Below are 25,292 nucleotides of genomic sequence, written 5' to 3'. Positions count from 1 at the left end.
GAATGGAAAAATTCAGTATGATGCTTGATAGAAAGCAGAAAAGTGTAGCCGAATGCTATCATGATCACGAACTTAAAATCCACTAAGGTATTATTCAGTAAAACTATTCGAGAACGTAAGATTTCTTTGGAAACGGAACTTACACAATGGCTTACCGTCCAAGCAGACGATAAAACTAAGTCGCCCGAACCGATCAAATAAAAATCTGGAACCCCATTTTAACGGGATTCCCTTGTCCTGTGATTATCACTTTTAACACCTTATGATGCGTATTCTATAGCTTCCCTGACATAACCTTTGGTATAAGAGATAGCTTCTTCCGCTTTTTCATAGGATACACCAGCTTCAATCATTACAATAGCCGGTTTTACTTTATAATTCGTTTGCTTTAGTACACTTTCAGCTTCTGCATATGAGACTTCCGTTGCTTCCATAACCGTTCGCTTTGCCCGTTCCATTAATTTATAGTTACTCGCATGGACATCAACCATCAAGTTCTCATGAACCTTTCCTAATTTCACCATTGTAGCTGTACTCATCATATTTAGGATCATTTTGTGTGCTGTAGCTGCTTTCATACGTGTGGATCCGGTCAAAACCTCTGGCCCGACAACAACCTCTATTGCACAATCTGCAAAATTACTGATTAATGAACCTTCATTGCAAGATAAAGATATTGTGTAGGTTCCCAATTGACGTGCGTATTTTAATGCACCCATCGGAAAAGGAGTTCTTCCACTTGCAGTAATGCCCACTACAACATCATTATTAGAAAGATTTCTTGCTTTGAGGTCTTTTTCACCTTGCACTTCCAAATCCTCAATTCCCTCAATGGCATTGAAAAATGCATCATTTCCACCAGCCATAACCGTTTGAATTAATTCAGAAGAAGTCATAAAAGTCGGTGGACACTCTGATGCGTCAATTACACCTAATCTTCCGCTTGTTCCAGCACCTACATAAAAAAGTCTTCCACCATTACTAAGTGCAGAACTGATTTGTTCAACAGCTGTTTCTACCTGATGTAACACAGCCTCAACGGCAATTGCTACTTTTTTATCTTCATTATTTATCGTTTCTAAAATCTGTAATGTGCCCATTTGGTCCAGATTCATACTGTCTGGATTTCTTTTTTCGGTAGTTAATTCAGACAATTCCATTTTCATGTTGATCTCCTTGTCTATAAAGTAGATTAGAAATCTATTCTTAAGTATTCAACAGCGCCCTATACAAATTACCCTGTAAAATTAAATTATATCTATCAAGTTGAACTGTACAGTAAATATTTATTTCGGACTTCTGTGATCCATTCATTCAATTCATCCGTCCAGGAATCAATGACCTTATCGATCGGTTCCTTCGTAGAAATCATTTTAACCACTTCACTGTTACCTATAATGTTCACATATCCGGGTTCCATTTTAAATTCATCCGGATTCTGATTTCTCATGCCATCAACTAAATTTAATCCTAACGATACTAAATCTATTTTTGATGGCTCATCAATATGCACTTGAACACCGCCGATTAATCTTCCCTGATCCTTCCCATGCATTGGTGTGTAATAAACGGACCTGAACATAACTCCGGAAATTTTACGATCAGTCATTTCTCTTTCCAGCTGTTCTCCATTTACCCATGGCGCCCCAACAAGCTCAAAAGGCTTTGTTGTACCAATCCCTGTCGATAATGTTGTATCAGCCAGCAATTCTGTCCCTGCATACAAATAGGAGCTTTCTTCCGTTGGGATGTTAGGTGACGTCATGACCCAGGGAAGTCCTGTATCTTTATAATGCATCATACGTTTCCAACCCTGCATTTCAGCTACTTTTAAATTTACACCTAGGCTATATTCATGATTCCACATAATAGCAAGTTCACCAATAGTTAATCCATGGCGAATAGGAAGTAAGAATCTTCCCATAAAACTGACTGCATCGGCAGAACGAAGCGGCCCCTCAACCTTTATGCCGCCAATAGGATTGGGACGATCTAAAACAATAACTTCTTTTTCAAATTCTGCTGCTGCTTCCATTACAAATCCAAGTGTATAAATATAGGTATACACATTAGAACCAATATCTTGTATATCAAATAATAATACTTCAACATCTTCCAGCATTTCCTTTGTAGGCTTCCATGTATCACCATATAAACTGTATACTGGCAAACCTGTTCTACTATCGGTATAGGATTGTACGTGTTCCCCACCTTCCAGATTACCTCGTATACCGTGTTCAGGACCATATAAAGAGGTTAAATGAACATCCGGATGTTGGTACAAGAGATCGATATCACTTGTTAAATGACGATCCACCCCTGTAGGATTCGTGATTAATCCGACTTTTTTATCTTTTATCCAATCTAAACGCTCTTTTAAAAAGACCTCAATGCCTGGAACCACACTTTGATAGTTATTATTCCAGCCTCTATTACTTTTCAATATTACTGCCTCCCCAAAAGCATTCCGCTAAGAAAAATCTATGAAAATTGCGGTAGAAAAGCTCGGTTTTCTCGTATGATGTCACTAAGAAGCGGTTTGGCTTCATCAACCGACGTTACTAACGGGTGAATCGTCAGTGCTTGAAGTGCTGTATCATAATCCCCATTAATCGCAGATTCTACTGTCAATTCCTCATAAGCCTTAACAACTTGTAATAATCCACGAATATGTGGACCCGGCTGTGAAGTAATTTGGACAGGATGTGCACCTTCCGAGTCAATTACACAGTTAACCTCTATCGAAACATCATCATTTAGACAGCTTAAAATCCCATTGTTTTGAACATTAACCGTTTGGATATCTTTTTTATTATTATAAATAGACGCTATCAAATTAATGGCTGCTAATGAATAGTAAGCTCCACCACGTTTTTCCAATTGCTCCGGTTTACCTGATAAATTAGGATCCTTATAAAGTTCAAATAATTCCTGTTCAATCTGTTTTACTACTTCTGCCCGGGTTCCTTTTGTCTCCAAAGAGCTCAATTCATCATTAAGCATCTTGTCAGTCATGTAGTAATAACGAAGATATCCGCATGGCAGAGCTCCAAGTGACCGTAAGAAATCACGATCCCAGCCAAAGTCCGGTATGTTTTTAACACTCATTCCTTTTGTCCCAGGTAATTTATGAAGGATTTCTTTTAGAATATCCCGGCCATCTACCTGTATTTTAGTTGTCCAATTCAAATGGTTAATACCGATCCATTCTAAATTAACCTGCGAAATATCTGTATCAGTCATGTCGGCTACTTTCATTTTTGTCCCAATTGGAAGGTTACACAATCCGATACTTTTAACATTCGAATGTTTAATAACTGCTTCTGTGACAATTCCTGCAGGGTTGGTAAAATTTATTAGAAATGCATTCGGTGCCAGTTCCTCTATTTCTTTACAAATTTCCAGAATAACGGGTATTGTCCGTAATGCTTTAGCAAAGCCTCCTGCACCTGTTGTCTCCTGACCAATACAGTTATAGTTTAAAGGAATTTTTTCATCCCGAGCACGGGCATCCAACTGTCCTACCCTAATCTGGGTCGTCACAAAATCAGCATCCTGGATAGCTTTCCTTCGTTCCATCGTTAAATGAACACGTATAGGAACCCCCGCTTCTTGAACCATACGTTTTGCGAATGCACCAACAATTTCAAGTTTTTCCCGACCTTCTTCAACATCCACTAAAAAAAGATCCCGGACGGGTAATTCATCATATTGTTGAATAAATCCCTCAATTAACTCTGGAGTATAAGAAGAGCCTCCTCCTATTACAGCAATTTTAAGATTTTTATTCCTCATGCATAATAGCCTCCATATGAACTGAATTTATTCATAATGTCATCATTCGTTTTAATATTGAGATTGTCCATGGCAAGCAGTACTGAACCATATACAGGTTCCATTTCCAAATTAAATAATTGACATGTTGGATTCTTATCTTTTATTGTTTTTTCGAGCTTTTTCAATAGATATGGATTTTTACCTTCCTGCAGCACTGATCCGACAAGAATAACTGGAATTGGTTCAGTCTCAAAGTCTCCCAGCCTCTTTATAACGGAGTTAGCAGCTAGACCCAATTCCCAGCCTACGTTTTTTAGTATGTTTATGGCTGTTTTATCTCCCTTATCAGCTGCCTGATGAACCATAAGTGTAAATGACAATGGAATTTCTTCACTCATCCGATCTAAAAAAGAATGATACATATTCTCCATATCTTGGTATCCTGCACTTCTTGGAAGCATTTCTGTCAGAAGCGTTTCAGGACCGCGAAGTTCCCATGCACGTACTGCCGCCCGAAAGCCTTCCAGAGCAATATAGCCTCCACCTGCTCCATCACCAAATCGATAACCAAAACCACCAGTTTGGATTGTATCTCCAACACTATTTCTGCCCGCAGCGTTTGTACCCGCTCCACATACTAGAACTACTCCTGTGTTTGTACGGCTTCCGGCCCGGAGTCCCTCTAGCGTGTCAGGTACAACATCCCAATTTTTAAATGACAATGTTTGTAAGGCTTTGTGCAGAATGTTAATATCCTTCTCCCTGTCTGCACCTGCCAATCCAAATTGTGCAAAACTGATATCCTGCGGCCGAAGCACCGCTTTATTAAGTGCTTGGTTTACCGCCGATTGTATATTCTCCAGAGAACTGTCAATTCCTATACTCTGATGATTTCCATTACCAGAAATTCCTTGTCCTCTTCGATTACCGTCTCTGTCGACGATAACTGCGTACGTTTTACTATTTCCTCCATCTACACCTAGCATATATTCCAATAATCTATTCTCCTTAATATCACATATCATCATTATCCACTATTTATATTTTTACAATTATAGAATACTACTATCCTTTGATTGCACCTCTCATAACACCAGCGATAAAGTGCCTTTGGAGAATTAAAAAGAATATTATTATTGGTGCCATCGATATGATTGCTCCGGCTGCAATTAAACGCCAATCTGAAGTAAAGGTTCCAGAAAGCATGTTTAGCCCCAATGGAAGCGTGAACATATTTTGATCACTCACAATTATTAATGGCCACAGGAAGTCGCCCCATGCAGTAATAAACGTAAAGATAGTCAATGTTATTATCGAAGGTTTAACAAGCGGCATCAATATTCTTAACCAAATCTGAAAACTGTTTGCCCCATCCATTCTTGCTGACTCATCCAATTCCCTGGGGATTACAGTGAAAGCCTGTCGCATTAGGAACACACCAAATGCTGTAGTAATATGCGGCAAAATCATACCTGCATATGTATTACTTAAACCAAGGTTTAGTGACATGATATAAATAGGTATCATTAAAAGCTGGAAAGGTATCATCATCGTACTAAGTATTAATATGAATATGACATTTTTTCCCTTGAAATTCATTCTTGCAAGTGGATAAGCAGCAAGCGAACAAAATAAAACGTTAAAAATAACAGTAAATACTGTAACTACTACGCTATTAAACAAATATCTCCAAAAAGGAAAAGTTTCCATTACTTTAGGGAAGTTGCCAAATGTCAATTGCTCAGGAATAAGTTTGGGCGGATACTGAAATATATTCTCACCGCCGGATTTAAGCGCTGTGGATACGAGCCACAAAAAAGGCCCAAGCATAAATAAAGTGAGCAATATTAAAAGAATATAGATTAATATTTTTTTAGTAAAATCAATAAGCCTGACACTTAATCTTTTGGAATTATTCACGGAAGTTAAAGCCAATTATTTTACCTCCTCACGTAAGATTTCCTTGCTTACCCATGAATTTAATATTGATAATCGATAGAACCAAAGTTAACAGAAACAATATAACCCCGGCTGCACTTGCATAACCCATGTTTAGATTAGCAAATGCTTCATTGTAAATGTAAAACACCAAAGTTTCGGAACTATGAAGTGGTCCCCCACCTGTCATCACATAAATTTCTTCAAAGACTTTCATGGCAGAGATTGATGACATAATTGACACTAGTAAAACAAAGGGCATTAACATCGGAATTGTTATACGAGTAATCTGCTGCCACCAGTTGGCACCGTCAATTCTGGCTGCTTCATAAAGATCGGAGGGAATGGATTGTAGTCCCGCAAGATAGATTACCATATAATATCCTAAACCTTTCCAAACGGTAACGGCCATTACTGCAAACAATGCTGTACTTGTTGAAGTGAGCCACCCAACCGGTTCATTAACAATTCCCAGAAGATCAAGAACATAGTTCAACAATCCATTTTCTTTATATACCCAATCCCACGCTATACCTGCAACAACCAATGAAGTTACGACAGGTATAAAAAATGCTGATCGGAAAAAACCAATACCTTTTATTTGCTGGTTCACCAGAACAGCAAGGAAAATTGGTAAAATAACAAGCGTAGGAACAACACCAATTAAATAAATAAACGTATTCATCAATGTTTTCCAAAATAAGTCATCGGAAAATAGATTTTTGTAATTTTCAAGTCCAATAAATTTTGCATCTTCAATCATATTATAGTCGGTTAGACTTAACCATATTGCTTGTAGCATAGGATAGAAAATAAATGCGCCCAGTATTATGCAACCAGGAATCAAAAACAAGTAAGGTGTTAATTTCTGTCTGTTCTTCATGCAAATCCTCCTATTCAGGAGATCCAATAAAATTTATCTTCTCCAACAATTTTTATACTTTAACAAAGAAATTACTATTGAAACGAAAGGATAGGGATTTACCCATATCCTTTCGTTTCTATTACAGTTACTCTCCTGCTACAATTGCATTCCATTCTTCTTCAGCCTGTGCCAGCGCCTCTTCAGGTGTTGCCTCACCCATCATTGCCCGTGCAAATGCATCGTGCATAACTGTTTGTTTATCATTGAAATTTTCCATTGGTGGAACTAAAAGCTCCGCATCTGGCAACTGTGAAGCTTGAGTAATTCTTACTAGGTCAGTTGGTTCTGCATCTTCAGGTGCTTCACTGAAATATGGATCATCCAGTGTTTTTTTGGTTGATGGTAAAATAGTCGTAAGCTGGGTAAATTCAAGTTGATTTTCTGCATTAGTCACAAACAGAGCAAAATCAACTGCCGCTTCCTTATGTTCAGTTTGATTCGGTACAACAAGATTTTGTACAGTCAGATTCTTTTTACCTGATTCTCCGGTAATTGCTGGAGAAGGTACCGTATTCTCATAAATTTCAGGTGCGTTTTCTTTTATTTGTGTTATGAAGAAATTAACACCAAACGCAACTTCTCCTGCCTGATACATATTTGTTCCTTCTCGCTGTTTACCTGTTAACGATGCATCCGGAATCAAATCATTTTGATACAATTCAGTGAAGTACTCTAACACCTCAACACCCTTCTCGGTATTAAAGGCTGCAGTTCCATCTTCATTCATTAAAGATACACCCATTAATTCCATATGTTGTAAAGGAAGAGATAGGTCTAAAGATGGAAAGTATCCATATTTGCCTGTTTCTTCTTTAATGGTTTTTGCATATTCCATTGCTTCTTCATATGTTTCTGGTGGTTGCTCCGGATCCAATCCGGCTTCTTCGTAAATTTTAGCATTATTTAATGTTACCGCTGTATTAAGGTACCACGGAATAGCAAAAGTTTCTCCATCATATTGGTTGGCATTCCAGGCGCCTTCCAAATATCTGCTTTTTTCTTCATCTGAAACTGCTTCATCCATGTTGACTGTTGCACCTAATTCTGCCAAGGATGCTCCAAATGATGGATTTAAGTTCACTACATCCGGAGCGTTGTCTGCGCTCACATCAGCGAGAATTTTTTGTTCAAGGTCTGCAGCAGGTACATCAAGCCAATTAATTGTTATGTTTGGATTTTGTTCCTCAAAATCTGCTATTATTCCTTCAATGTAATCAGTAAACGTTGGCTTTAACTGCATCGTCCAAAATTCAAGTGTTATTTCCTCGCCTTCTCCACCGTCTTTGCTACCTTCACCCTCTGAATCCGAGGTTTCAGAAGAATCACTACAGGCAGCTAATAACATCATGATTAAGACTAAAAAAGATACAAGAAATAAATTTTTTCTTTTCATTTAACTCTCCCCCAATTTCTTAGTTTAATAGAATAAAATTTATACAACGATATAATACTTTGCTTCTTCATCACCTCCCTTTGTTAATAAAATAGAAATGGTTTCCTTCGTCTCATAAAAGCAGCCGCATATTCCTTCCATTCATGGATTATTTCTGTGACCTGCCTTCCCCGGGTTAATTCTTGCCGATATTTTGAAGTCCCCCACAGTAAATCAATAAAAAATTCATTATCGGTTTTGATCCAATCAAAATGATCCGGATATAACTCTCTTGTTTGATTAATAAAATGAAGTCCCATTTCTGTAGGAACAAAACGTTTTTGGTCAGTTATATGGATTTGAACTCCTTCAACAACCTTATTCTGATGCTTGGATAACGCAGGTTTAAACAAGGCAGGACGGAATATCACGCCGCTAATGTCCTGTTCATTCAATGCATCGGCCCACTTCTCACCATTTATCCAAGGAGCACCTACCCAGCTAAATGGCTTTGTAGTCCCTCTACCTTCTGATAAATTAGTACCTTCAACAAATGCTGCTCCGGGATAGATAAGGGATGTCGTAAAATCTGGAATATTTGGTGAAGGTGGTATCCAATCCAGACCCGTATCCGAAAAAAGCCATTCCCTTCGCCATCCCTCCATTTTAACAATGTGAAGCTCCAGATTAAGGTCTCGCTCATGCTTATATAAATTTGCAAGCTCACCGATTGTCATACCGTGGCGTATAGGTAGATCATACTCTCCTACAAATGAGTAATAGTCTTGCTGAACTCCTGCCCCTTCCACAATCAAACCACCAAGCGGGTTTGGTCGATCCAATATAATAAGTGGAATACCTACATGTCCGGCAGTTTCCATCACACGAAACATTGTCGAAATATACGTATAAAATCTAACGCCCACATCCTGAATTTCCAGTATTAAAACATCAATGTTTTCCAATAAATCAGGATCCAGACGTTTTTCCTGATCATATAAGCTTACGATATCAATACCAGTTTTTCGATCCACTTCATTCGAAACTAATTCTCCTGCTTTACCAACACCGTAAAAACCGTGCTCGGGTGCAAACAATTTTTTCACGTTCACACCTTCTTCTATTAGTTGGTCAATCGTTCTTTCAAATGACTTATTTACTCCAGTATAATTCGTTATAATTCCTACCTTTGCGTTTTGAACCAAAGCCTTATACTGATTGGCAAATAAGTTTTCATTTCCCAGTTCCATCTTTATAATAATCCCCTTTCAAGGAATTTATTCACGTACACTTGCCATCACAGCGTTATGAAATTCCTTTCTTAGCCTGAATATAGAATTGTTCCTCCCCAGGTGAACCCTATTTGTCAAAAGAACAACAAACAGTTCGTTCTCAGGATCTATCCATAAACTTGTTCCAGTGAAGCCGGTGTGACCATAAGAATATTGCGAAAAAAGGTCGCCAGAAGCGTCCAATGCATCTCCTTTTAGAACCCAGCCAAGACCACGGTTACCATTTAATGAAGCCGTATAACTTTTTATTGCATTTTCAACAATCACAGGAGGTATTATTAACGTCTCACCTATCCACCCATTGTTCAACCACATTTGCGCATAGAGGGCCAAATCATGAGCTGTAGAGAATAAGCCCGCATGTCCACTAACACCACCAAGAACTTGGGCTTTTTCATCATGGACCTCTCCCCATTGATAGCGTCCAAGATCCGTTCGAAATTCAGTAGCAGCAATCCGACTTTTCAAATGTTTAGGAGGATTGTAATAAGTGTCTTCCATTCCTATAGGATTCATAATATATTCCTCAGCAGCTTTATCGAGTGGCTTGTTTAGAATTATCTCAATTATATCCCCTAGTACAATAAAACCTACATCACTATATATGACACGCTCTCCAGGATAACTATCTAGTTCCACTGAATAAATGTATTCCTTAACTTCCTCAGGCTTCCAGTTTGTAAAATCCTTGCTGACATGTGGCTTCAGACCAGAAGTATGTGTTAACAAATGTCTAATATTAATAAGTGATTTATCTCCCTTTTCAAATACGGAAATATATGTAGAGACGGGTTCACTCAATTCAATTTCTCCCTGTTCGATAAGCTTCAATACTAATGGCATTGTTATAACCACTTTCGTCAAAGATGCGCAATCAAACATAGTATCTTCATCCACATAATTGTTCACTGTTCCATCAGTCATAAGTTTTCCACTTGCAAACTTATCAATTATCCGATTTCCCGTACCTACAATAGATACAGCACCAGGGATTCTTTTAGCCTCTATCTCATTTGCCAAAATTGCAAAGGCATTCTTCAACTGCTTCATATCAACACTGGTTTTTTGTGATCTCATCTGGTCTTTTTGTTTCATAAGGACTCCTTATTTATCATGGATTCTCTTCCCGCACCAACTGGACAAATACGTTTACTATTAAACTATCAAAAAAAAAGTATGTCATTGAAAATAAGTCCACTTTTAGTATGAAGATTACTTTAATTCCAAATTCCAGAACCGAGGCAACACCAATAAAAGCGCTTTCAAAACAAAGCCATTTAATTCGTTCATTTTAAGTTATTGTAGGTTTTTTGAACTAATTTGTCAATACATTAATATTATTTTGTAATAAAATTTCATTTAAGCTATAATTTAATTTAAACTATCTACCCATATTTAGTAACGAAATAGCTTCCCTCGTCTCATCCAGATGTTTCACCGTATCTTCATATTCCTCCGATGCCAGGCACATAAATAAAATATCAATCACATGCAGCTGGGCCATTCGTGATGACGTTGCCCCGCTTCTGAACGTTGCTTCTCTGGCAGCCGATGTGTGAATCAAAATATCCGAATTATCACTTACCGGAGACCTTCCGTATTTTGTAATTCCCACTGTTTTTATACCTTTTGTCTTAGCAAGTTCCAATAATTTGGCAACTTCTTTCGTTTGACCTGAGAAAGAAATGCCTACGACCACATCATCCGGTCCCTTATTGGCAATTACCGTTGCCGCCATATGCACATCTGAAAAAGACTGTGCATTTTTGTCAATTCGCATAAACTTTTGTTCGGCATCTTTGGCAGCAATATACGATCCCCCGAATCCAAGCAATGTAATTGATTTGGCATTTCTTAGAGCAGAAATTGCTTTTTCCAGATTGCTGACACCCATAATATCAACTGTTTCTTTTAAGGTCTGAATTGTATTAGAGGTCACTTTATCAATGATATTCTTATATTCATCATTTGGTTCAATGTCTCGGTATCCCTTTACTCCCTGCTCCTGCAGATCCCCGGCAACACGAATCTTTAACTCCTGGAAACCGTTGAACCCAAGCGATTTGCATAAACGGATAACCGCGGCACTTGATGTGTTGCTCTTTTCGCCGAGCATTAATGCTGTTAACATGATCGACTCTTCCGGGTTATCAATAATATAATTTGCAATTTTTCTTTCTGACGGGGGGAGTGTATGCACCATTTCCTTTAAAATAACTAAACCACCTTTAGTATGAGACAACTGATTCACCTTCTTTTCTAATTAAGTGTTGAAATAATATTTTGAATGAATTCCTGATCGACATGTTTATGTTGTTGCAGATAGGCACCGATTACCGAGCCGCCGACTGGCGACATTTCCGGTATCGTAAGGTTAATGTTTGGATGATCCTGCAGTTTGCTCTCCAACAGCCGCGGCATGATATCTTTATTGTTAAAAATACCGCCGCATAATACTGCTTTAACCTCTTTAGCCGGTGAGAAATGTTTTTTGTACAACGTCTTAATGCTCAAACTTATTTCTTTTGCAGCATCAGTAATAATATGCCGGGCTACCTGGTCATTTTTTATGTATGCCTGAAAAACTATCCTGGAAACCGGTGCTATTCCGTCTTTTGGTGACGGCAATGCATAAATTTCCTGCACCAATTCATGCTCACTTGTTACGTCAAAATAAGAGCGGAGCATATCGAGCAATATCGTTTCCGATCCCCGTCCGTCCTGGAATTTCAATGCAGCCACGATACCTTGCCTTCCGATATCATAGCCGCTTCCTTCATCACCGAACAAAAAACCCCAGCCGCCAACGCGGGCATGTTCGGATTTTGCATTTATTCCAAATGTAATGGAGCCGGTCCCGGAGATTTGCACAATCCCGGGTTCGCCATATGTACCGGAATATAATGCGTTTATCGTATCCGCTTCAACACATATCCTGACACCATCAGGCACTAACTGTTCGAGAATTCCTTTTAATTCATCCTGCATCCTGTCATTGGCAGCGCCGGACATACCAGCGAATAGACTTGTGATATTTTCAAATGCATCAGGCTGTTGTGTTTTTAGTTCTTGTAACATCGTGGATAAAGTGTTTTCAAGTTTCTGCCGCGGCACAGCATTCGGATTGGTTGGACCACCTGTTGCACGTGCGATAATCCGACCGTCCATATCCGCAATAACTGTGTTCGTTTTCGTTCCTCCCCCATCAATTCCCATTACAAAACTCATCTGTATGTCACCCTAATAAAAAAAATATTTATCCTTATCTTATAAAAGTTGAAATATTTTAACAAGCTTTTTAAAATAAAATTTCATTTTTTTATACTAACTTTACATTATGAATTTCACCTCAGGCGCGTGAGCCCAAGAGGTTCTCAGGGGCATGCACTAGGTTACTTTGCTGTCGGACTATTACTGTCGGGCTAATGTTTCTTTTCTCGAGCTGATGTTTTCCGTCTCGAGCGGATATTTGTGCTGTCGAGCCGATGTTTTTCTTCTCGGGCTGATGTTTTTGCTGTGAGGCTGATGTTTCTCGTCTCGGGCTGATGTTTTTGCTGTGGGGCTGATGTTTCTCGTCTCGAGCGGATGTTTTCGTTGTGGAGCCGATATTTTTACTGTATAAACCCACCACAAATAAAAAAGAGCACCACAGCTCTGCAACCTGCTATCATGCTCCCCGGCTTTCATCCTTATTTTCCATCATCCCGCAAAATTCTTCAGCAAACTTCTGGCACCGTATGACATCCTCTTTAACCGGTTCCAGATCAACAATCAGTCGTTCCGGGACCACGTTTGCATCCTTCTCTTCAAAGCGGTCTGCCATCAGGTTGGCAGCACCACCAAACGTATCATAGAAGGAGTCACCGGATCCAAAACAGCCGACCACTTTCCCGGGGATCTCCACATCGTCAAGTTCCTCATAAAAATCCTCGGCTTCATACGGCAGCTCACCATCATCCCATGAATATGTTCCGACGAGCACACCATCATATTCGAGCAGTTCTTCCACATCTATTGGATCAAGTTCGAATGTTTTCGTAACAATCTCATAACCTTTATTTTCAACAACATCAGCAATAATTTCTGCCATCAATTCGGTATTACCGGTCATGCTTGCGTACAGCAAAAGTACCTTTCCCATTAAAATCCCTCCGAAAAAATAGCGATGTTCTCTATTTTTATTTTAATGGAGGTTGAGAATCGTATTCAATTAATTAACCAAAGGAAATGCACTTTTTCCTGAAAATGTGACAGAAGTGTGAGCACAGTTTATTTCGAGAAAGAAAGGAAGCCCTAATTAATGAGCTTCCCTTCTGCTGACCGAATTCCGATATACGATTTCATGCGGAACCGTAATCCTTTTAGGAGATTCCGTCTTGTTAACTGTTTTTTCGATAAGTGCTTTGGCCGATTGGGCTCCCAAATCATGGATGTGAATATCAACCGTCGTTAATGCAGGACTTGTTATTTCGGATAAATACACATTATTGAAACTGACCAGTGAAAAATCACGTGGTACGGAATAGCCCGATTCCTCCAGCATACTTAACACACCAAGACTCATCAGATCGTCACTAATGACCAATCCTGTAGGGGGAGCTGACAATCCAAGCAACGTTTCAACTGCTTCCCGTCCACCTGATTTCAAAAATTCAGTGTGTATTTTATAATCTTCATTATTTATCAGACTTGCTTCTTTAATGGCTGCTTCATACCCCGCTTCACGGTCCATCGTTACAAATAAATCTTTCGACCCGCCGATAAATGCAATTTTTTCATGACCCATTTCAATCAAATGATTGGTAATTTCTTTTCCGGCAATATAGTTGTCGTTATCAACATGCGTAATCGTATGAGCATGCTCATGTGGTTTACCAACTATCACATATGGAAAATCTTTTTCACGCAAGAAATTCATGACACGGTCATTGAGGCGGGAATACAACAGGATAATTCCATCTACATAGCTGCCATATACCATCCGCTGCACTTCATCGAATATTTCATCTTCCGTAATACCGCTCGATAATGTCATCGAATATTCCATTCCATGTGTCACCGAACCAATCCCCCGTAAAATTTCGGGGAAAAACGGATTTTGCAGTGCTTTATCTGCAGATGATGGCAAAACGACACCAATTGCTTTGGTCGATTTCACAGCTAGATTTCTGGCATTGACATTCGGGTGGTACCCTAATTCTTTCATTGCTTTTCGCACTTTTTCTTTCGTATCCATGCTTATCCGCGGGTTATCTGCAATTACACGTGATACGGTAGAGGGTGCTACTCCTGTTATCTTTGCTACATCTTTAATTGTTACCAAATACCTCACCCTCTACTTTTTCTTTTATTTTACTAAAGATATTGCTGTATTGTCACTATTATTTAAAATAACTTCCTGGCTGTCATCCAGGCCGTGAACATGCACCTTAATTTTGTCATATGCCGGCAAATAGTCTCCTGAATGTTCTGCCGTATTAACAGTTACAGCATCTGCTGTCGATTTCACTTCAATTGCAATCCTTAGAAATAAACCATTTTCAAACGCAAACGTTTCACCGTCATCATCATAAAAAGTAAATTGATAGGATTCATTATTTTCCCCGGCGTAAACATGCAAGTTTAAATCTTTAGGACTTTTATCTGTATTAGATGTCCACTCCGTTTGCATAATTGCCGTTCCCCGTTTTACAAAAATCGGTAATTGATCAAGTTCTGCATGGATTAAATGCGTTTGTTCGCCCTGATAACCAGCGCCTGTTTCCATATCTACCCACTCACCTTTTGGCAGGTAAACTGCCCTATCTGTAACAGAAGGTGACAAAACAGGGGCAATGATAACATTATCACCAATCATAAACTGGTCATTTAAATTATATGTTTTCATATCTTCCGGAAATTCCATGAGCAGCGGGCGCATTACAGGAATTCCTGACACACTTGCATGGTAAAACAAGGAGTACAGCTGCGGCATCCATTTGTAGCGCATCTGGATAAATTTTCGTATAATCTTTTCATACTTTTCACCAAACTGCCATGGTTCCTGATATCGGAAGCCAAGCGCTGAGTGATTTCGGAAGTATGGCGTGAATGCCCCCACCTGTGTCCAGCGAACTAATAATTCGGCATTTGTATCATGGGCGAAACCGCCAACATCCGGGCCCGCGAAAGGAATTCCGGAAAGTCCAAGGTTCATTACCATCGGCAGTGACATTTGCAGGTGTTCCCAGAAGCTGCGATTATCGCCTGTCCATACAGCAGCATATCGTTGTATTCCGGAAAATCCGGCACGAGTCAGTAAAAATGGCCGTTTTCCATTCAGCTGTTCTTTCATACTGTCATAGGTTGCCTGCCCCATTAACAGTCCATAAATATTATGCAATTCCCGATGAACAGCAGGCCTTCCATCATTTCGATGCATGACACTGACATCCATCGTTTTTGTTTCATTGAAAACTGCCGGCTCGTTCATATCATTCCAGATACCCTCAATGCCGATTTCTGTGTAAAATTCATGCTTGTCACCCCACCATTTACGGACCTTTTCATCAGTAAAATCAGGGAATGCACTTACACCAGGCCAAACTTCACCAAAATAAACATCACCTTCCATGTATTTACAAAATAAATCCTGGTTTATACCTTCCTGATAAACAGCATACTCTGCATCCTTTTTAACCCCTGGGTCAACAATGGGTACTACCCGAATTCCCATTTCACGTAAATCTGAAATCAGCTGCTCAGGATTCGGGAATTTTTCTTTATCAAATGTAAATACTCGAAATCCGTTCATATAGTGAATATCAAGATGAATGGCATCGATGGGTATATTTTTATTAATAAAATTTTCGGCAACCTCTCTAACTTCTGTTTCTGATTGATAACTGTAACGCGACTGCTGATAACCTAACGACCATTTCGGCGGAAGCGGCATTCTTCCGGTAAGATGTGTATACTGTTCTAAAACCGACTTCGGCTCAGGCCCGGCCATTACATAATAATCGAGTTGTCCGCCCTCCGCTTTATATGAATACATCTCCCTATCCGATTTCATATCAAACGTGGTCCGGAATGTATTATCAAAAAACACACCATGGGCACGCCCATCACGCAAGGTCATGAAATATGGAATAGATTCATAAAGCGGATCTGTTTCCGGATTATGCGGTGCATAGACATCCGTATTCCACATTTCATATTTTCCACCGCGCTTATCGAGATGTCCTGATTTTTCACCAAACCCGTAAAAATGATCATTATCATTCATCTTTTTGAACGCAATCACTTCACCATTTTCACGATAAGCCATCCCGCGCTCGCCTTCTTCCAAAAGCACATTGCTGTCTTTGTCGTTTACTGTAAGACGAAATGGTTTCTTTTGGATTACTGCTTCAAGTCGTTCGGTTTTCAATATAATCTGTTCGTCAGATGTTTCTTCCGCAATGTCCATTTTTTCCGGAGTTGCAACAACTGCATATGAATCATTTAACTCCGGCTTATTTGTCCGATTCATTACAACCCTGACAATGGAATTGGTAAAAAATTGAATAGCTATATATCCGTTTTCACAATGAAAATAATACGTGTTGTCTTCTGATCGATATGTTTTTACAGACCCAATATCGCGGTAAATAACTGCCTTGGATTGTTGTTCATTTCCCGGGTGTAAGGCAAAACTCGTATCTTCAAGCATTCCTGTTATTCCTCCTACCTGTCATATTGCTGCTGATTCTATCCCTTCGATCCGCCTGCAGTTAATCCTGAAATCAAGTACCGCTGCAGGAATAAATAAATGGCTGCAATCGGGATAGCGACGAGAATGGATCCTGCTGCAAAACGTGTAAAGTTATTGGAAAACTGATCATTAATAAAGTTATAAAGCCCGACTGCCAGTGTATAGTTTTCTTCACTTGTAAGTACAATTGAGGGAAGCAAAAAGTCAAACATCGGCATCATAAAATTAAACAGGGCTACAACTGCAAGGATTGGCTTTGCCAATGGAAGCATAATACTCCAGAACACACGTAAATGGCCGGCGCCGTCGATTCGTGCAGCCTGATCCAATTCACGGGGAATGGTGTCAAAATACCCCTTCACAAGCCACGCATTGAATGGTATCTGTCCTCCCAGATAAATAAGGATTAATCCTGATAATGTATCCAAAAGTCCTATCATATTCAGGAAAATATACAAGGCAACCATAGCCATCATGACTGGGAACATTTGCAGGAGAAGAAATACATATAAACCGTTTTTTTTGCCGACAAATTGATACCTTGAGAAAGCGTAGGCAACCAGCGAAGTTATAATGACACTTCCAACGGCAACTACTGATGATACAATGAGTGAATTTTTGTACCAGATTAAATAATCACTTTCTTCACCAAACAACCATTTATAATGCTCGAATGAAAAGTTTTCCGGAATGATGGAAGATGAATAAAGACTCGTTCCCTGGTTTAATGACATTCCAATAGTCCAGAGCAGGGGATAAAATATAATAATCGATACAATCGCAATAATAACGTAAATTCCAGCAACTTCCAGCTTTGATTTCGTTTTTTGATTCATTATATTTCACCCTCTTCCTTAAATGATCTTGTTTGTCTGAACTGATAGAAAGCAAATCCGGATACGATCAGTCCCATAATGATGGATATTACTGCCGCCATCGCATAATTGTTTGTATCGAATGTCAGTTTATATACCCACGAAATTAATATATCTGTACCACCTGCGTTTTGTCCTCTTACTGGAGGTCCACCTTCATTAAATAGATAAATAATATTAAAATTATTAAAGTTTTGTGCGTACTGCATAATTAATAATGGAGCGGTCGCAAACATTATATGCGGGAAAGTAATGTGACGGAATTTTTGCAAGCGTGAACCCCCATCAACATCTGCCGCTTCATACCAGTCTTTGGAAATACTTTGCAGCACCCCTGTAAATAAAGCAAAAACAAAGGGAAAGCCAAGCCATGTCTGAATCATGATTATAGCGATACGTGAGTAAAACGGATCACTGAGCCACGGCAACCCATCACCACCGAATAGCGGAATAATAATGTCTCTGTTTATCGACCCAAATTCATCATTAAACATAGCTGCAAAAATCAATATCGTTACAAAAGCAGGAACAGCCCATGGCAGAATGAGAATAGTACGAATCAGTTTTTTAAATTTCACTCTTGGATCATTAACAAGTACCGCTAAAAATAATCCAAGTCCAATTTGTAAACTCGTTGCAACTACTGTCCAGACAATTGTCCAGGCAAACACACTTATGAAAGTGTCCTGCCAAATTGGTACAGTCACCAGCTCTACGAAATTATCAAAACCGACCCAATCTACCAGATTACGAGGTGGTGAATTAAATAGATTATAGTTTGTAAATGCAAGCAACACTGAGAAAATCAACGGAAAAATAACGACGAACACCATCAGGAGTAACCCTGGGAACGTCATCAAATAAGGAAATGCATTATCATATGATATTCTAACCGATTCTTTCAGCGAAGGCGGAGTCCATCCATCCCTGATTTTTTTCGCCTGGTTACGTGCATCCAAAACGTTAAATACATACAATGTTCCGACTATAACAATTGTAATCAGCGAAAGAACACCAAAAACGAGCAACCGTATGGAATGGTCCGTTCCAGGGATTGTACCAAGTGTTCGCAGCCCCCACAAACCAAAGTTTATCCATTGCAGTGTTGTTATCAGAAATGCTGCTTCAATGATGATAAAGGATATCCCTTTTAAGTATCTGCGATTATATAATTGACCCAGACCAGCAAACAGAATCGATAAAATCATCGCTATTTTAGGATTATGTTTGCTGACGTGTTTCTGCTTATTGCCGGGTGATGACAATTTTGTTACCCCCTTTAAAATCAAAAGCGAAAAAAACTATTGAACCGGAGTTTAACCAACAATAAATTAAATTGATTAATGGGAAGAGCTAGCTCCTCCCATCAATCGTTATTACTGCTCTACTCCACTTGCTTCTATATTCGTCTTTATTTGCTGAACCGCTTCATCAAGGACTGGTTTTATGTCCTCACCTTCTGCGATAAACTGCAACGCATTATTAAATGGTTCCCAAACCTGTTGCATTGCCGGTGTACTTGGCATTGGAGTACCATGCTTTATTTGTTCTGCAAATGCCGCATAAATAGGATCCTCTATTGCCTCAAGTGCTTCTTTACTTGGAGTCAATTCACCAGCCACTTCGAAATAGTGCTGGGAGTTTTCCGGATTTGTAATATATGCAGCCAAATCCGCAGCCCACTCTTTATTTTCCGAGTAGTAGGAAACCATCCAAGATTTTACCCCTACGAAAGTTTGAGCCGGTTCACCATTGATTGACGGGAAAGGTGCAAAAGCGAGACTGTCGCCGATTGCATCTTTGTAACCAACGATACTCCATGGTCCATTAATAACCGCACCAACTTTTCCATCACTGAACAATCCATCGATTACGTCTGTTGTAGTTGATGGTGGAATTTTCCCTTCGCCAAAGAAGGATTGAAATAATTCTGCACCTGCAACCGCCCCTTCATTATTTAAGCCAATATCATCCGTGTTATATTCACCTGTATCTCCACCGAAAATATAAGCCCCATAGTTATAGAAGAACGGGATGGCAAAATATAAATCATTAGGCTTCATCATAAACCCGTACTCGTCATTGGATGGGTTCGTATGATTTTCCAGAGCTGCCTTCAAATCATCAATTGTTTCCGGTGCTTCACTGATGATGTCTTTATTGTAAAAAATTCCGTAAGTCTCAATTACTGCCGGAAAACCATACTGATTTGTTTCACCATTATAGTTGTACGTCACAGCTTCGACAGCAGCATCACTGTAGCTGTTTAATACATCTTCAGGAATATCAACAGGCTCAGCCAGACCTTGTGCTACAATATTCCCGATTCGGTCATGCGGCTGGAAGAATAAATCCGGGCCATTTCCTTCAGGGCCGGCAAGTGATAATTCCTGCGTCTGATCAAGCATAGACTTGACCTCTACATTAACCTTAATTCCAGTTTCTTCTTCATAACCGGCTACAATATCTTTCACTGCTTCAAGCTGCTTTTCCTCGTCGTTTGCCCAAATAGTTAGTGAATCAGGCTTTTCTGCAGTTTCAGTTGAACCGTCACCCTCATTGTTTTCTTCTGTACCCTCTGACGAACGATCCGGTGCACATGCAGCCAAAAATAAAAAGACAACCATTGCACCCGCAATTAATAGAAATGAAGATTTCTTCATCATTGTTTCCCCCTTAGGATTAGTAGATTGCTAAACAGTTTGCGAAACCGTTTGCACAAATTCTGATTTTATTTTAAACGTATTTTTTATTTTGTGCAACCGTTTTCATTATTTTTTATAAAAATATTTTTTCTATTGACATTTTTTAAATTCTGAGTATGCTTTAAGTAAAAGTAGTTATAAAATTTGAGGGCAATGCTTTGTAACCTTATAAACAACAACCCCGTTTTCCGTCGTCAGGAAAACGGGGTTTTATTTTTTATTTCAATAAATCAAAGGAGTGGATAATCATGCTGAAAGAAGCTGTCTATCATCGTGCTAAGAACAATTTTGCGTATGCATATGACAAAAATACATTACACATCCGTCTTCGGACAAAGAAAGATGATGTTGAAAGAGTTAGACTTGTTCATGGCGATCCATACGACTGGAATGAAAATGGATGGCAAACGAAGAAAAAGGAAATGTTTAAACAATACTCTGATGAACTATTTGACTACTGGCTTGCGGCAATTCAGCCCCCCTATCGCCGGCTTAGATACGGCTTTGAACTGGTTAGCGGGGAAGAAACACTTGTATATACGGAAAAGGGTTTTTATGAAAGCCAGCCGTCTGACGATATTCACTATTACTTTTGCTTTCCTTTCCTGAATGAAGCAGATGTCTTCCAGCCGCCTGAATGGGTGAAAGACACTGTCTGGTATCAAATCTTCCCGGAACGATTCGCAAATGGGGACACTTCCAATGATCCGGAGGGAACGTTGAAATGGGCAAGCGCAGAGCCAGAGTACGATAATTTCTTTGGCGGCGATTTCCAGGGAGTAATGGACCACCTTGATTATCTGGTTGACATAGGGGTCGGCGGTATTTATTTCACCCCTATATTCCAAGCATATTCCAACCATAAATATGACACCATTGACTATATGGAAATTGATCCGCAATTTGGTGATAAAGATAAATTCCGTGAATTGGTCCGGAAATGTCATGAAAAAGGAATTCGTGTCATGCTTGATGCTGTATTTAATCATAGCGGATATTATTTTCCGCAATTTCAGGATGTACTTGAGAAGGGTAAGGACTCGGAATATAAAGACTGGTTTCATCTCAGGGAATTTCCAGTACAAACGGAACCGGCGCCAAATTTCGATTCGTTTGGTTTCACCCCCCACATGCCAAAACTGAATACAGAAAACCCAGAAGTAAAAGCATATTTATTACATGTTGCCAAGTATTGGATGGAGGAATTCGATATTGACGGCTGGCGGCTGGATGTGGCAAATGAGGTTGACCATCAGTTTTGGCGGGAGTTCAAAAAAGTAGTGAAACGTGTTAAACCGGATGTTTATATCCTTGGTGAGATATGGCATGATTCCATGCCGTGGCTGCAAGGTGATCAGTTTGATGCAGTAATGAACTATCCATTTACACTAGCTGCACTTGACTATTTAGCCAAAGATAAGATAAATGCAAAACAATTTGCAAATCAAATTTCAAGTGTTCTCAGTTCATATCCGGAGAATGTGAATGAAGTTGCATTTAATTTACTGGGAAGCCATGACACTGCACGGGTGCTGACAATTTGTAAGGAAAATAAACAAAAAGCTAAATTGTTGTATCTGCTGCAACTGTCCTTCATAGGCACACCATGCGTTTACTATGGTGATGAAATTGGTATGACTGGCGGTGATGACCCCGGCTGCAGAAAATGTATGGTTTGGGACGAACACCAGCAGGATTTAAGCGTCAAATCTTTTATAAAAAAACTGATCTATTTGCGTAAAACGGAACCAGCATTCGGCAGCATGGGCGGATTCCGCATTGCTGAAACAAGTGAAGAATCAAATCATCTTGTATATGTGAAACAATATAACGATGAAAGTATTTATTTTATTCTCAATCCTTCTGAGAATACGGTAACTACTGACATACAGGCGGAATATGCTGAAAACCTGTGGACTGGGAAACGATTGGCAGACGCTTCAACTATAGAAACCAACCCAAATGACTTTTCCATAATAAAAATTGGTGGTGAAGCCAATGGTTAAAAAGTGGTGGAAAGAAAGTGTTGTTTATCAGATTTACCCGCGAAGCTTCAATGACAGCAATAATGATGGCATTGGGGATATTAACGGAATCACAGAAAAGCTTGATTACCTGAAAGAACTTGGTATCGATGTCATCTGGATTTCGCCTGTTTATCAATCACCCAATGATGATAATGGTTATGATATAAGTGACTATCAGAAAATCATGAGCGAATTTGGTACGATGGAAGACTGGGAACGAATGCTGGAAGCGATTCACAACCGCGGAATGAAACTGATTATGGATCTCGTAATTAATCACACCTCGGATGAGCATACATGGTTTTTGGAATCACGAAAATCAAAAGATAACCCGTATCGCAATTATTATATTTGGCGTAAAAAACCAAATAACTGGGAGTCTGTATTCAGTGGATCTGCCTGGGAGTATGATCAGGCGACTGATTCCTACTATCTGCATTTATTTTCCAAAAAGCAGCCTGATTTAAACTGGGAAAATCCTGAAATGCGTAATAATCTTTATTCTATGATTAAATGGTGGCTCGACAAAGGTATTGATGGATTCCGAATGGATGTTATCAATTTCATATCAAAAGATCAGCGTTTTCCCAATGGTGAAACCAAAGCCGGAGAGGAATATGCATCAGGACATCCCTACTATATGAACGGTCCCCGGGTACATGAATTTTTGCAGGAAATGAATCAGGAAGTTCTTGCAAACTATAACATTATGACTGTCGGGGAAATGCCAGGGATAACTCCGGAAGAAGCAAAGCTTTATACAGGTGAAGACCGAAATGAGCTGCATATGGTTTTTCACTTTGAACATATGGACATTGATTCAGGTCCCGGCGGAAAATGGGATGTTACCCCATGGTCCCTCGTCGAACTAAAGAAAATTCTATCAAAATGGCAAACAGAACTGGATGGCAAAGGATGGAACAGTTTATATTGGAATAATCATGACCAGCCACGTGTTGTTTCTCGTTTTGGGAATGATGGCGAATTTCGTATTGAGTCGGCGAAGATGCTCGCGACAACATTGCATATGATGAAAGGTACACCTTATATATACCAAGGTGAAGAACTTGGAATGACGAGTGTGTATTTTGACAGCATTTCAGATTATCGTGATATTGAAACATTAAATATGTTTCATGAAAAAATTGCTGAAGGTGCCGATGAGAAGCAAGTAATGGATGCTATCCATGTAAAGTCCCGTGACAATGCCCGCACTCCAATGCAATGGAACTCCAGTGCGAATGCCGGGTTTACACGTGGAACCCCGTGGATTAAGGTGAATTCAAATTACGTTGATATTAATGCCGCGGATGCGATAGCAGATTCTAGTTCAGTATTTCACTACTACAAACAGTTAATCAGGTTACGCAAAAAATATCCGGTGATTTTGTACGGCTCGTATGAATTGCTGTTACCTGAAAGCGAGAAGGTTTTTGCATATACAAGAAAGCTAGGTTCTGAACAATTGTTAATGGTTAGCAATTTCACAAATGAAACAGTCCAATTTAAGGTTCCGAAAGAATTTATGGAAGCAAAAAAGATAATTGGAAACTACAAGCATTCCAGTGGAAAACCAGAGTTAAAACCATTTGAAACATACGTATATTATGCTGGCGCTGAATAGTGTCAGCTTTTTTTATTTTCACGGAACAACAGTTTATCGCATACGCTGATATAAAATAAAAATCCTAGGAGGAATGTTTACATGTATTATGGGATCCCCATTCCTTATACTTCCTACCCGCGGCAACAAGGGACAGCACAAGATGCAAAGCCGCCAAAAAATGGACACACTCATGCGCATTACGGCTCAACATCCTGTAACGATGAGCATAACCATTTACATCCCGGTGTAACAAGCACACCGATTGAAACAAATGAAGGGCATGTCCACATCATTTACGGTAATACTACATTTGACGATGAACATATTCATTATTATGAGGCATATACAAGCCCGCCGATTTCACTTGGGAATGGCTATCATACCCATTATGCTGAAATAAAAACAACGGAAAACGATGGACATACACATACAATTAAAGGGTTTACGGCGCCTTCAAAAAGCTGAGCGGGAAACAGCCAGATCCCGCTCTTTCTCGTAGTTAAATTTTGAGAAAAATGCGATAATAGAACTACTAATCGGATGCTTTTATCGCCATGTCGGAGTCTTTTAATCCGTTTCCAGTTAACACACAGACAACCGTGCTCCTGTTTTCTACAGTTATGCTGCAGAACAGGGTTATTTTTAATAGGTTCCTGTCAATCATAGTCGAAGGTCCAATCTGATACCCCTTTTGATTATTTTTAGAAATTTTTCTCTCGAAATTTTCCCGTTTTTCAAATTGGAAAACGGATTAAACTTATATAGTTCTCTTAAAAAGTTTAAATTTCCTTTTGTCCCGCCAAGATGTTGAATAATTAATAATTCAAGGTTGCTGATAGTTTTATCCAATAAACCTGGTCCAGTTGGAAAATCCTCGCCTTGTAAAATCATGGTTATTTCTTCAATCTGTTGTTCTTTTTCATATAAATCTTCCAATAGTATTATCAAGTCTTCCGTTACATCCTTCATCTCTTTGTTTCATTCCTTTCAATCCCAGTTAAGTGGTTACATTGAATCTTGCTCTGCGATTCTTTCTGGAT

21 protein-coding genes are annotated in these 25,292 nt (G+C 39.3%); 3 read left to right on the top strand and 18 right to left on the bottom strand.

The window, feature by feature from the left end; translation table 11 throughout:
* Positions 1–260: 260 nt before the first annotated feature.
* The 17 genes from murQ to G6R02_RS04135 all read right to left on the bottom strand — a co-directional run bounded on the left by murQ (position 261) and on the right by G6R02_RS04135 (position 20,580).
* The gene (murQ, locus tag G6R02_RS04215; protein ID WP_164670314.1) at positions 261–1,160 is read right to left on the bottom strand and encodes an N-acetylmuramic acid 6-phosphate etherase; all 900 of its coding nucleotides are present in this window, start codon (positions 1,158–1,160) and stop codon (positions 261–263) included.
* Positions 1,161–1,261: 101 nt separating this feature from the next.
* Positions 1,262–2,443 (bottom strand): exo-beta-N-acetylmuramidase NamZ family protein, encoded by a 1,182-nt coding sequence (locus G6R02_RS04210; protein WP_164667997.1) that lies wholly within the window; start codon positions 2,441–2,443, stop codon positions 1,262–1,264.
* 38 nt (positions 2,444–2,481) lie between these two features.
* Complete coding sequence (locus tag G6R02_RS04205; protein WP_164667996.1) at positions 2,482–3,795, bottom strand: 6-phospho-beta-glucosidase; 1,314 nt, start codon at positions 3,793–3,795, stop codon at positions 2,482–2,484.
* Positions 3,792–4,763, bottom strand: a complete 972-nt coding sequence (locus G6R02_RS04200) for an N-acetylglucosamine kinase (protein ID WP_246202605.1) — start codon at positions 4,761–4,763, stop codon at positions 3,792–3,794. Before G6R02_RS04200 ends, G6R02_RS04205 begins: the two co-directional genes overlap by 4 nt.
* A gap of 79 nt (positions 4,764–4,842) precedes the next feature.
* Positions 4,843–5,712 (bottom strand): carbohydrate ABC transporter permease, encoded by an 870-nt coding sequence (locus G6R02_RS04195; RefSeq protein ID WP_246202510.1) that lies wholly within the window; start codon positions 5,710–5,712, stop codon positions 4,843–4,845.
* A gap of 13 nt (positions 5,713–5,725) precedes the next feature.
* On the bottom strand, positions 5,726–6,598 hold the full coding sequence (locus tag G6R02_RS04190) for a carbohydrate ABC transporter permease (RefSeq protein ID WP_164667994.1): 873 nt from the start codon (positions 6,596–6,598) through the stop codon (positions 5,726–5,728).
* 127 nt (positions 6,599–6,725) lie between these two features.
* Positions 6,726–8,033 (bottom strand): ABC transporter substrate-binding protein, encoded by a 1,308-nt coding sequence (locus tag G6R02_RS04185; RefSeq protein ID WP_164667993.1) that lies wholly within the window; start codon positions 8,031–8,033, stop codon positions 6,726–6,728.
* Positions 8,034–8,116: 83 nt separating this feature from the next.
* The gene (locus G6R02_RS04180) at positions 8,117–9,262 is read right to left on the bottom strand and encodes an exo-beta-N-acetylmuramidase NamZ family protein (RefSeq protein ID WP_164667992.1); all 1,146 of its coding nucleotides are present in this window, start codon (positions 9,260–9,262) and stop codon (positions 8,117–8,119) included.
* A gap of 27 nt (positions 9,263–9,289) precedes the next feature.
* Positions 9,290–10,399: a serine hydrolase domain-containing protein gene (locus G6R02_RS04175; protein ID WP_164667991.1), complete on the bottom strand. Its 1,110-nt coding sequence runs from the start codon at positions 10,397–10,399 to the stop codon at positions 9,290–9,292.
* Positions 10,400–10,685: 286 nt separating this feature from the next.
* A complete protein-coding gene (locus tag G6R02_RS04170; protein WP_164667990.1) occupies positions 10,686–11,546 on the bottom strand; it encodes a MurR/RpiR family transcriptional regulator in 861 nt (286 codons plus the stop codon).
* Positions 11,547–11,563: 17 nt separating this feature from the next.
* Complete coding sequence (locus G6R02_RS04165) at positions 11,564–12,532, bottom strand: N-acetylglucosamine kinase (RefSeq protein WP_164667989.1); 969 nt, start codon at positions 12,530–12,532, stop codon at positions 11,564–11,566.
* Positions 12,533–12,971: 439 nt separating this feature from the next.
* Positions 12,972–13,445: a flavodoxin gene (locus G6R02_RS04160; protein ID WP_164667988.1), complete on the bottom strand. Its 474-nt coding sequence runs from the start codon at positions 13,443–13,445 to the stop codon at positions 12,972–12,974.
* A gap of 156 nt (positions 13,446–13,601) precedes the next feature.
* Positions 13,602–14,627 (bottom strand): LacI family DNA-binding transcriptional regulator, encoded by a 1,026-nt coding sequence (locus tag G6R02_RS04155; RefSeq protein ID WP_164667987.1) that lies wholly within the window; start codon positions 14,625–14,627, stop codon positions 13,602–13,604.
* Between the two features lie 24 nt (positions 14,628–14,651).
* Positions 14,652–16,997, bottom strand: a complete 2,346-nt coding sequence (locus G6R02_RS04150; protein ID WP_164667986.1) for a glycoside hydrolase family 31 protein — start codon at positions 16,995–16,997, stop codon at positions 14,652–14,654.
* Between the two features lie 38 nt (positions 16,998–17,035).
* Positions 17,036–17,875 carry a sugar ABC transporter permease gene (locus G6R02_RS04145; RefSeq protein WP_164667985.1) on the bottom strand — a complete coding sequence of 280 codons (840 nt, stop codon included), beginning with the start codon at positions 17,873–17,875 and terminating at the stop codon, positions 17,036–17,038.
* Positions 17,875–19,122, bottom strand: coding sequence for a carbohydrate ABC transporter permease (locus G6R02_RS04140; protein ID WP_164670312.1), 1,248 nt, complete (start codon positions 19,120–19,122; stop codon positions 17,875–17,877). Before G6R02_RS04140 ends, G6R02_RS04145 begins: the two co-directional genes overlap by 1 nt.
* A 168-nt stretch (positions 19,123–19,290) precedes the next feature.
* Complete coding sequence (locus G6R02_RS04135; RefSeq protein WP_164667984.1) at positions 19,291–20,580, bottom strand: sugar ABC transporter substrate-binding protein; 1,290 nt, start codon at positions 20,578–20,580, stop codon at positions 19,291–19,293.
* A gap of 287 nt (positions 20,581–20,867) precedes the next feature.
* Between G6R02_RS04135 and G6R02_RS04130 the strand changes: the two genes are divergently transcribed.
* From G6R02_RS04130 to G6R02_RS04120, 3 genes are all read left to right on the top strand, one after another.
* A complete protein-coding gene (locus G6R02_RS04130) occupies positions 20,868–22,625 on the top strand; it encodes a glycoside hydrolase family 13 protein (RefSeq protein ID WP_164667983.1) in 1,758 nt (585 codons plus the stop codon).
* The gene (locus G6R02_RS04125; RefSeq protein WP_164667982.1) at positions 22,618–24,270 is read left to right on the top strand and encodes a glycoside hydrolase family 13 protein; all 1,653 of its coding nucleotides are present in this window, start codon (positions 22,618–22,620) and stop codon (positions 24,268–24,270) included. Before G6R02_RS04130 ends, G6R02_RS04125 begins: the two co-directional genes overlap by 8 nt.
* Before the next feature lie 81 nt (positions 24,271–24,351).
* Positions 24,352–24,717 carry a YmaF family protein gene (locus tag G6R02_RS04120; protein ID WP_164667981.1) on the top strand — a complete coding sequence of 122 codons (366 nt, stop codon included), beginning with the start codon at positions 24,352–24,354 and terminating at the stop codon, positions 24,715–24,717.
* A gap of 195 nt (positions 24,718–24,912) precedes the next feature.
* Here G6R02_RS04120 and G6R02_RS04115 read toward each other — a convergent pair whose 3' ends face one another.
* A complete protein-coding gene (locus G6R02_RS04115; protein ID WP_164667980.1) occupies positions 24,913–25,221 on the bottom strand; it encodes a hypothetical protein in 309 nt (102 codons plus the stop codon).
* Positions 25,222–25,292: the final 71 nt, after the last annotated feature.

This window comes from Virgibacillus doumboii, from assembly GCF_902806455.1.
Taxonomy (GTDB): domain Bacteria; phylum Bacillota; class Bacilli; order Bacillales; family Amphibacillaceae; genus Lentibacillus; species Lentibacillus doumboii.
The sequence above is the reverse complement of the archived record's forward strand: the minus strand, read 5'-3'. Positions and strand labels throughout refer to the sequence as shown.

Excerpts from the sequence above, each read along its gene's own strand:
- G6R02_RS04120 (WP_164667981.1), top strand. The coding sequence starts at position 24,352 with ATGTATTATGGGATCCCCATTCCTTATACTTCCTACCCGCGGCAACAA.
- G6R02_RS04180 (WP_164667992.1), bottom strand. The coding sequence starts at position 9,262 with ATGGAACTGGGAAATGAAAACTTATTTGCCAATCAGTATAAGGCTTTG.
- G6R02_RS04190 (WP_164667994.1), bottom strand. The coding sequence starts at position 6,598 with ATGAAGAACAGACAGAAATTAACACCTTACTTGTTTTTGATTCCTGGT.
- G6R02_RS04185 (WP_164667993.1), bottom strand. The coding sequence starts at position 8,033 with ATGAAAAGAAAAAATTTATTTCTTGTATCTTTTTTAGTCTTAATCATG.
- G6R02_RS04115 (WP_164667980.1), bottom strand. The coding sequence starts at position 25,221 with ATGAAGGATGTAACGGAAGACTTGATAATACTATTGGAAGATTTATAT.
- G6R02_RS04175 (WP_164667991.1), bottom strand. The coding sequence starts at position 10,399 with ATGAAACAAAAAGACCAGATGAGATCACAAAAAACCAGTGTTGATATG.
- G6R02_RS04130 (WP_164667983.1), top strand. The coding sequence starts at position 20,868 with ATGCTGAAAGAAGCTGTCTATCATCGTGCTAAGAACAATTTTGCGTAT.
- murQ (WP_164670314.1), bottom strand. The coding sequence starts at position 1,160 with ATGGAATTGTCTGAATTAACTACCGAAAAAAGAAATCCAGACAGTATG.
- G6R02_RS04125 (WP_164667982.1), top strand. The coding sequence starts at position 22,618 with ATGGTTAAAAAGTGGTGGAAAGAAAGTGTTGTTTATCAGATTTACCCG.
- G6R02_RS04135 (WP_164667984.1), bottom strand. The coding sequence starts at position 20,580 with ATGATGAAGAAATCTTCATTTCTATTAATTGCGGGTGCAATGGTTGTC.
- G6R02_RS04150 (WP_164667986.1), bottom strand. The coding sequence starts at position 16,997 with ATGCTTGAAGATACGAGTTTTGCCTTACACCCGGGAAATGAACAACAA.
- G6R02_RS04205 (WP_164667996.1), bottom strand. The coding sequence starts at position 3,795 with ATGAGGAATAAAAATCTTAAAATTGCTGTAATAGGAGGAGGCTCTTCT.
- G6R02_RS04165 (WP_164667989.1), bottom strand. The coding sequence starts at position 12,532 with ATGAGTTTTGTAATGGGAATTGATGGGGGAGGAACGAAAACGAACACA.
- G6R02_RS04145 (WP_164667985.1), bottom strand. The coding sequence starts at position 17,875 with ATGAATCAAAAAACGAAATCAAAGCTGGAAGTTGCTGGAATTTACGTT.
- G6R02_RS04200 (WP_246202605.1), bottom strand. The coding sequence starts at position 4,763 with ATGCTAGGTGTAGATGGAGGAAATAGTAAAACGTACGCAGTTATCGTC.
- G6R02_RS04140 (WP_164670312.1), bottom strand. The coding sequence starts at position 19,122 with ATGATTTTATCGATTCTGTTTGCTGGTCTGGGTCAATTATATAATCGC.
- G6R02_RS04160 (WP_164667988.1), bottom strand. The coding sequence starts at position 13,445 with ATGGGAAAGGTACTTTTGCTGTACGCAAGCATGACCGGTAATACCGAA.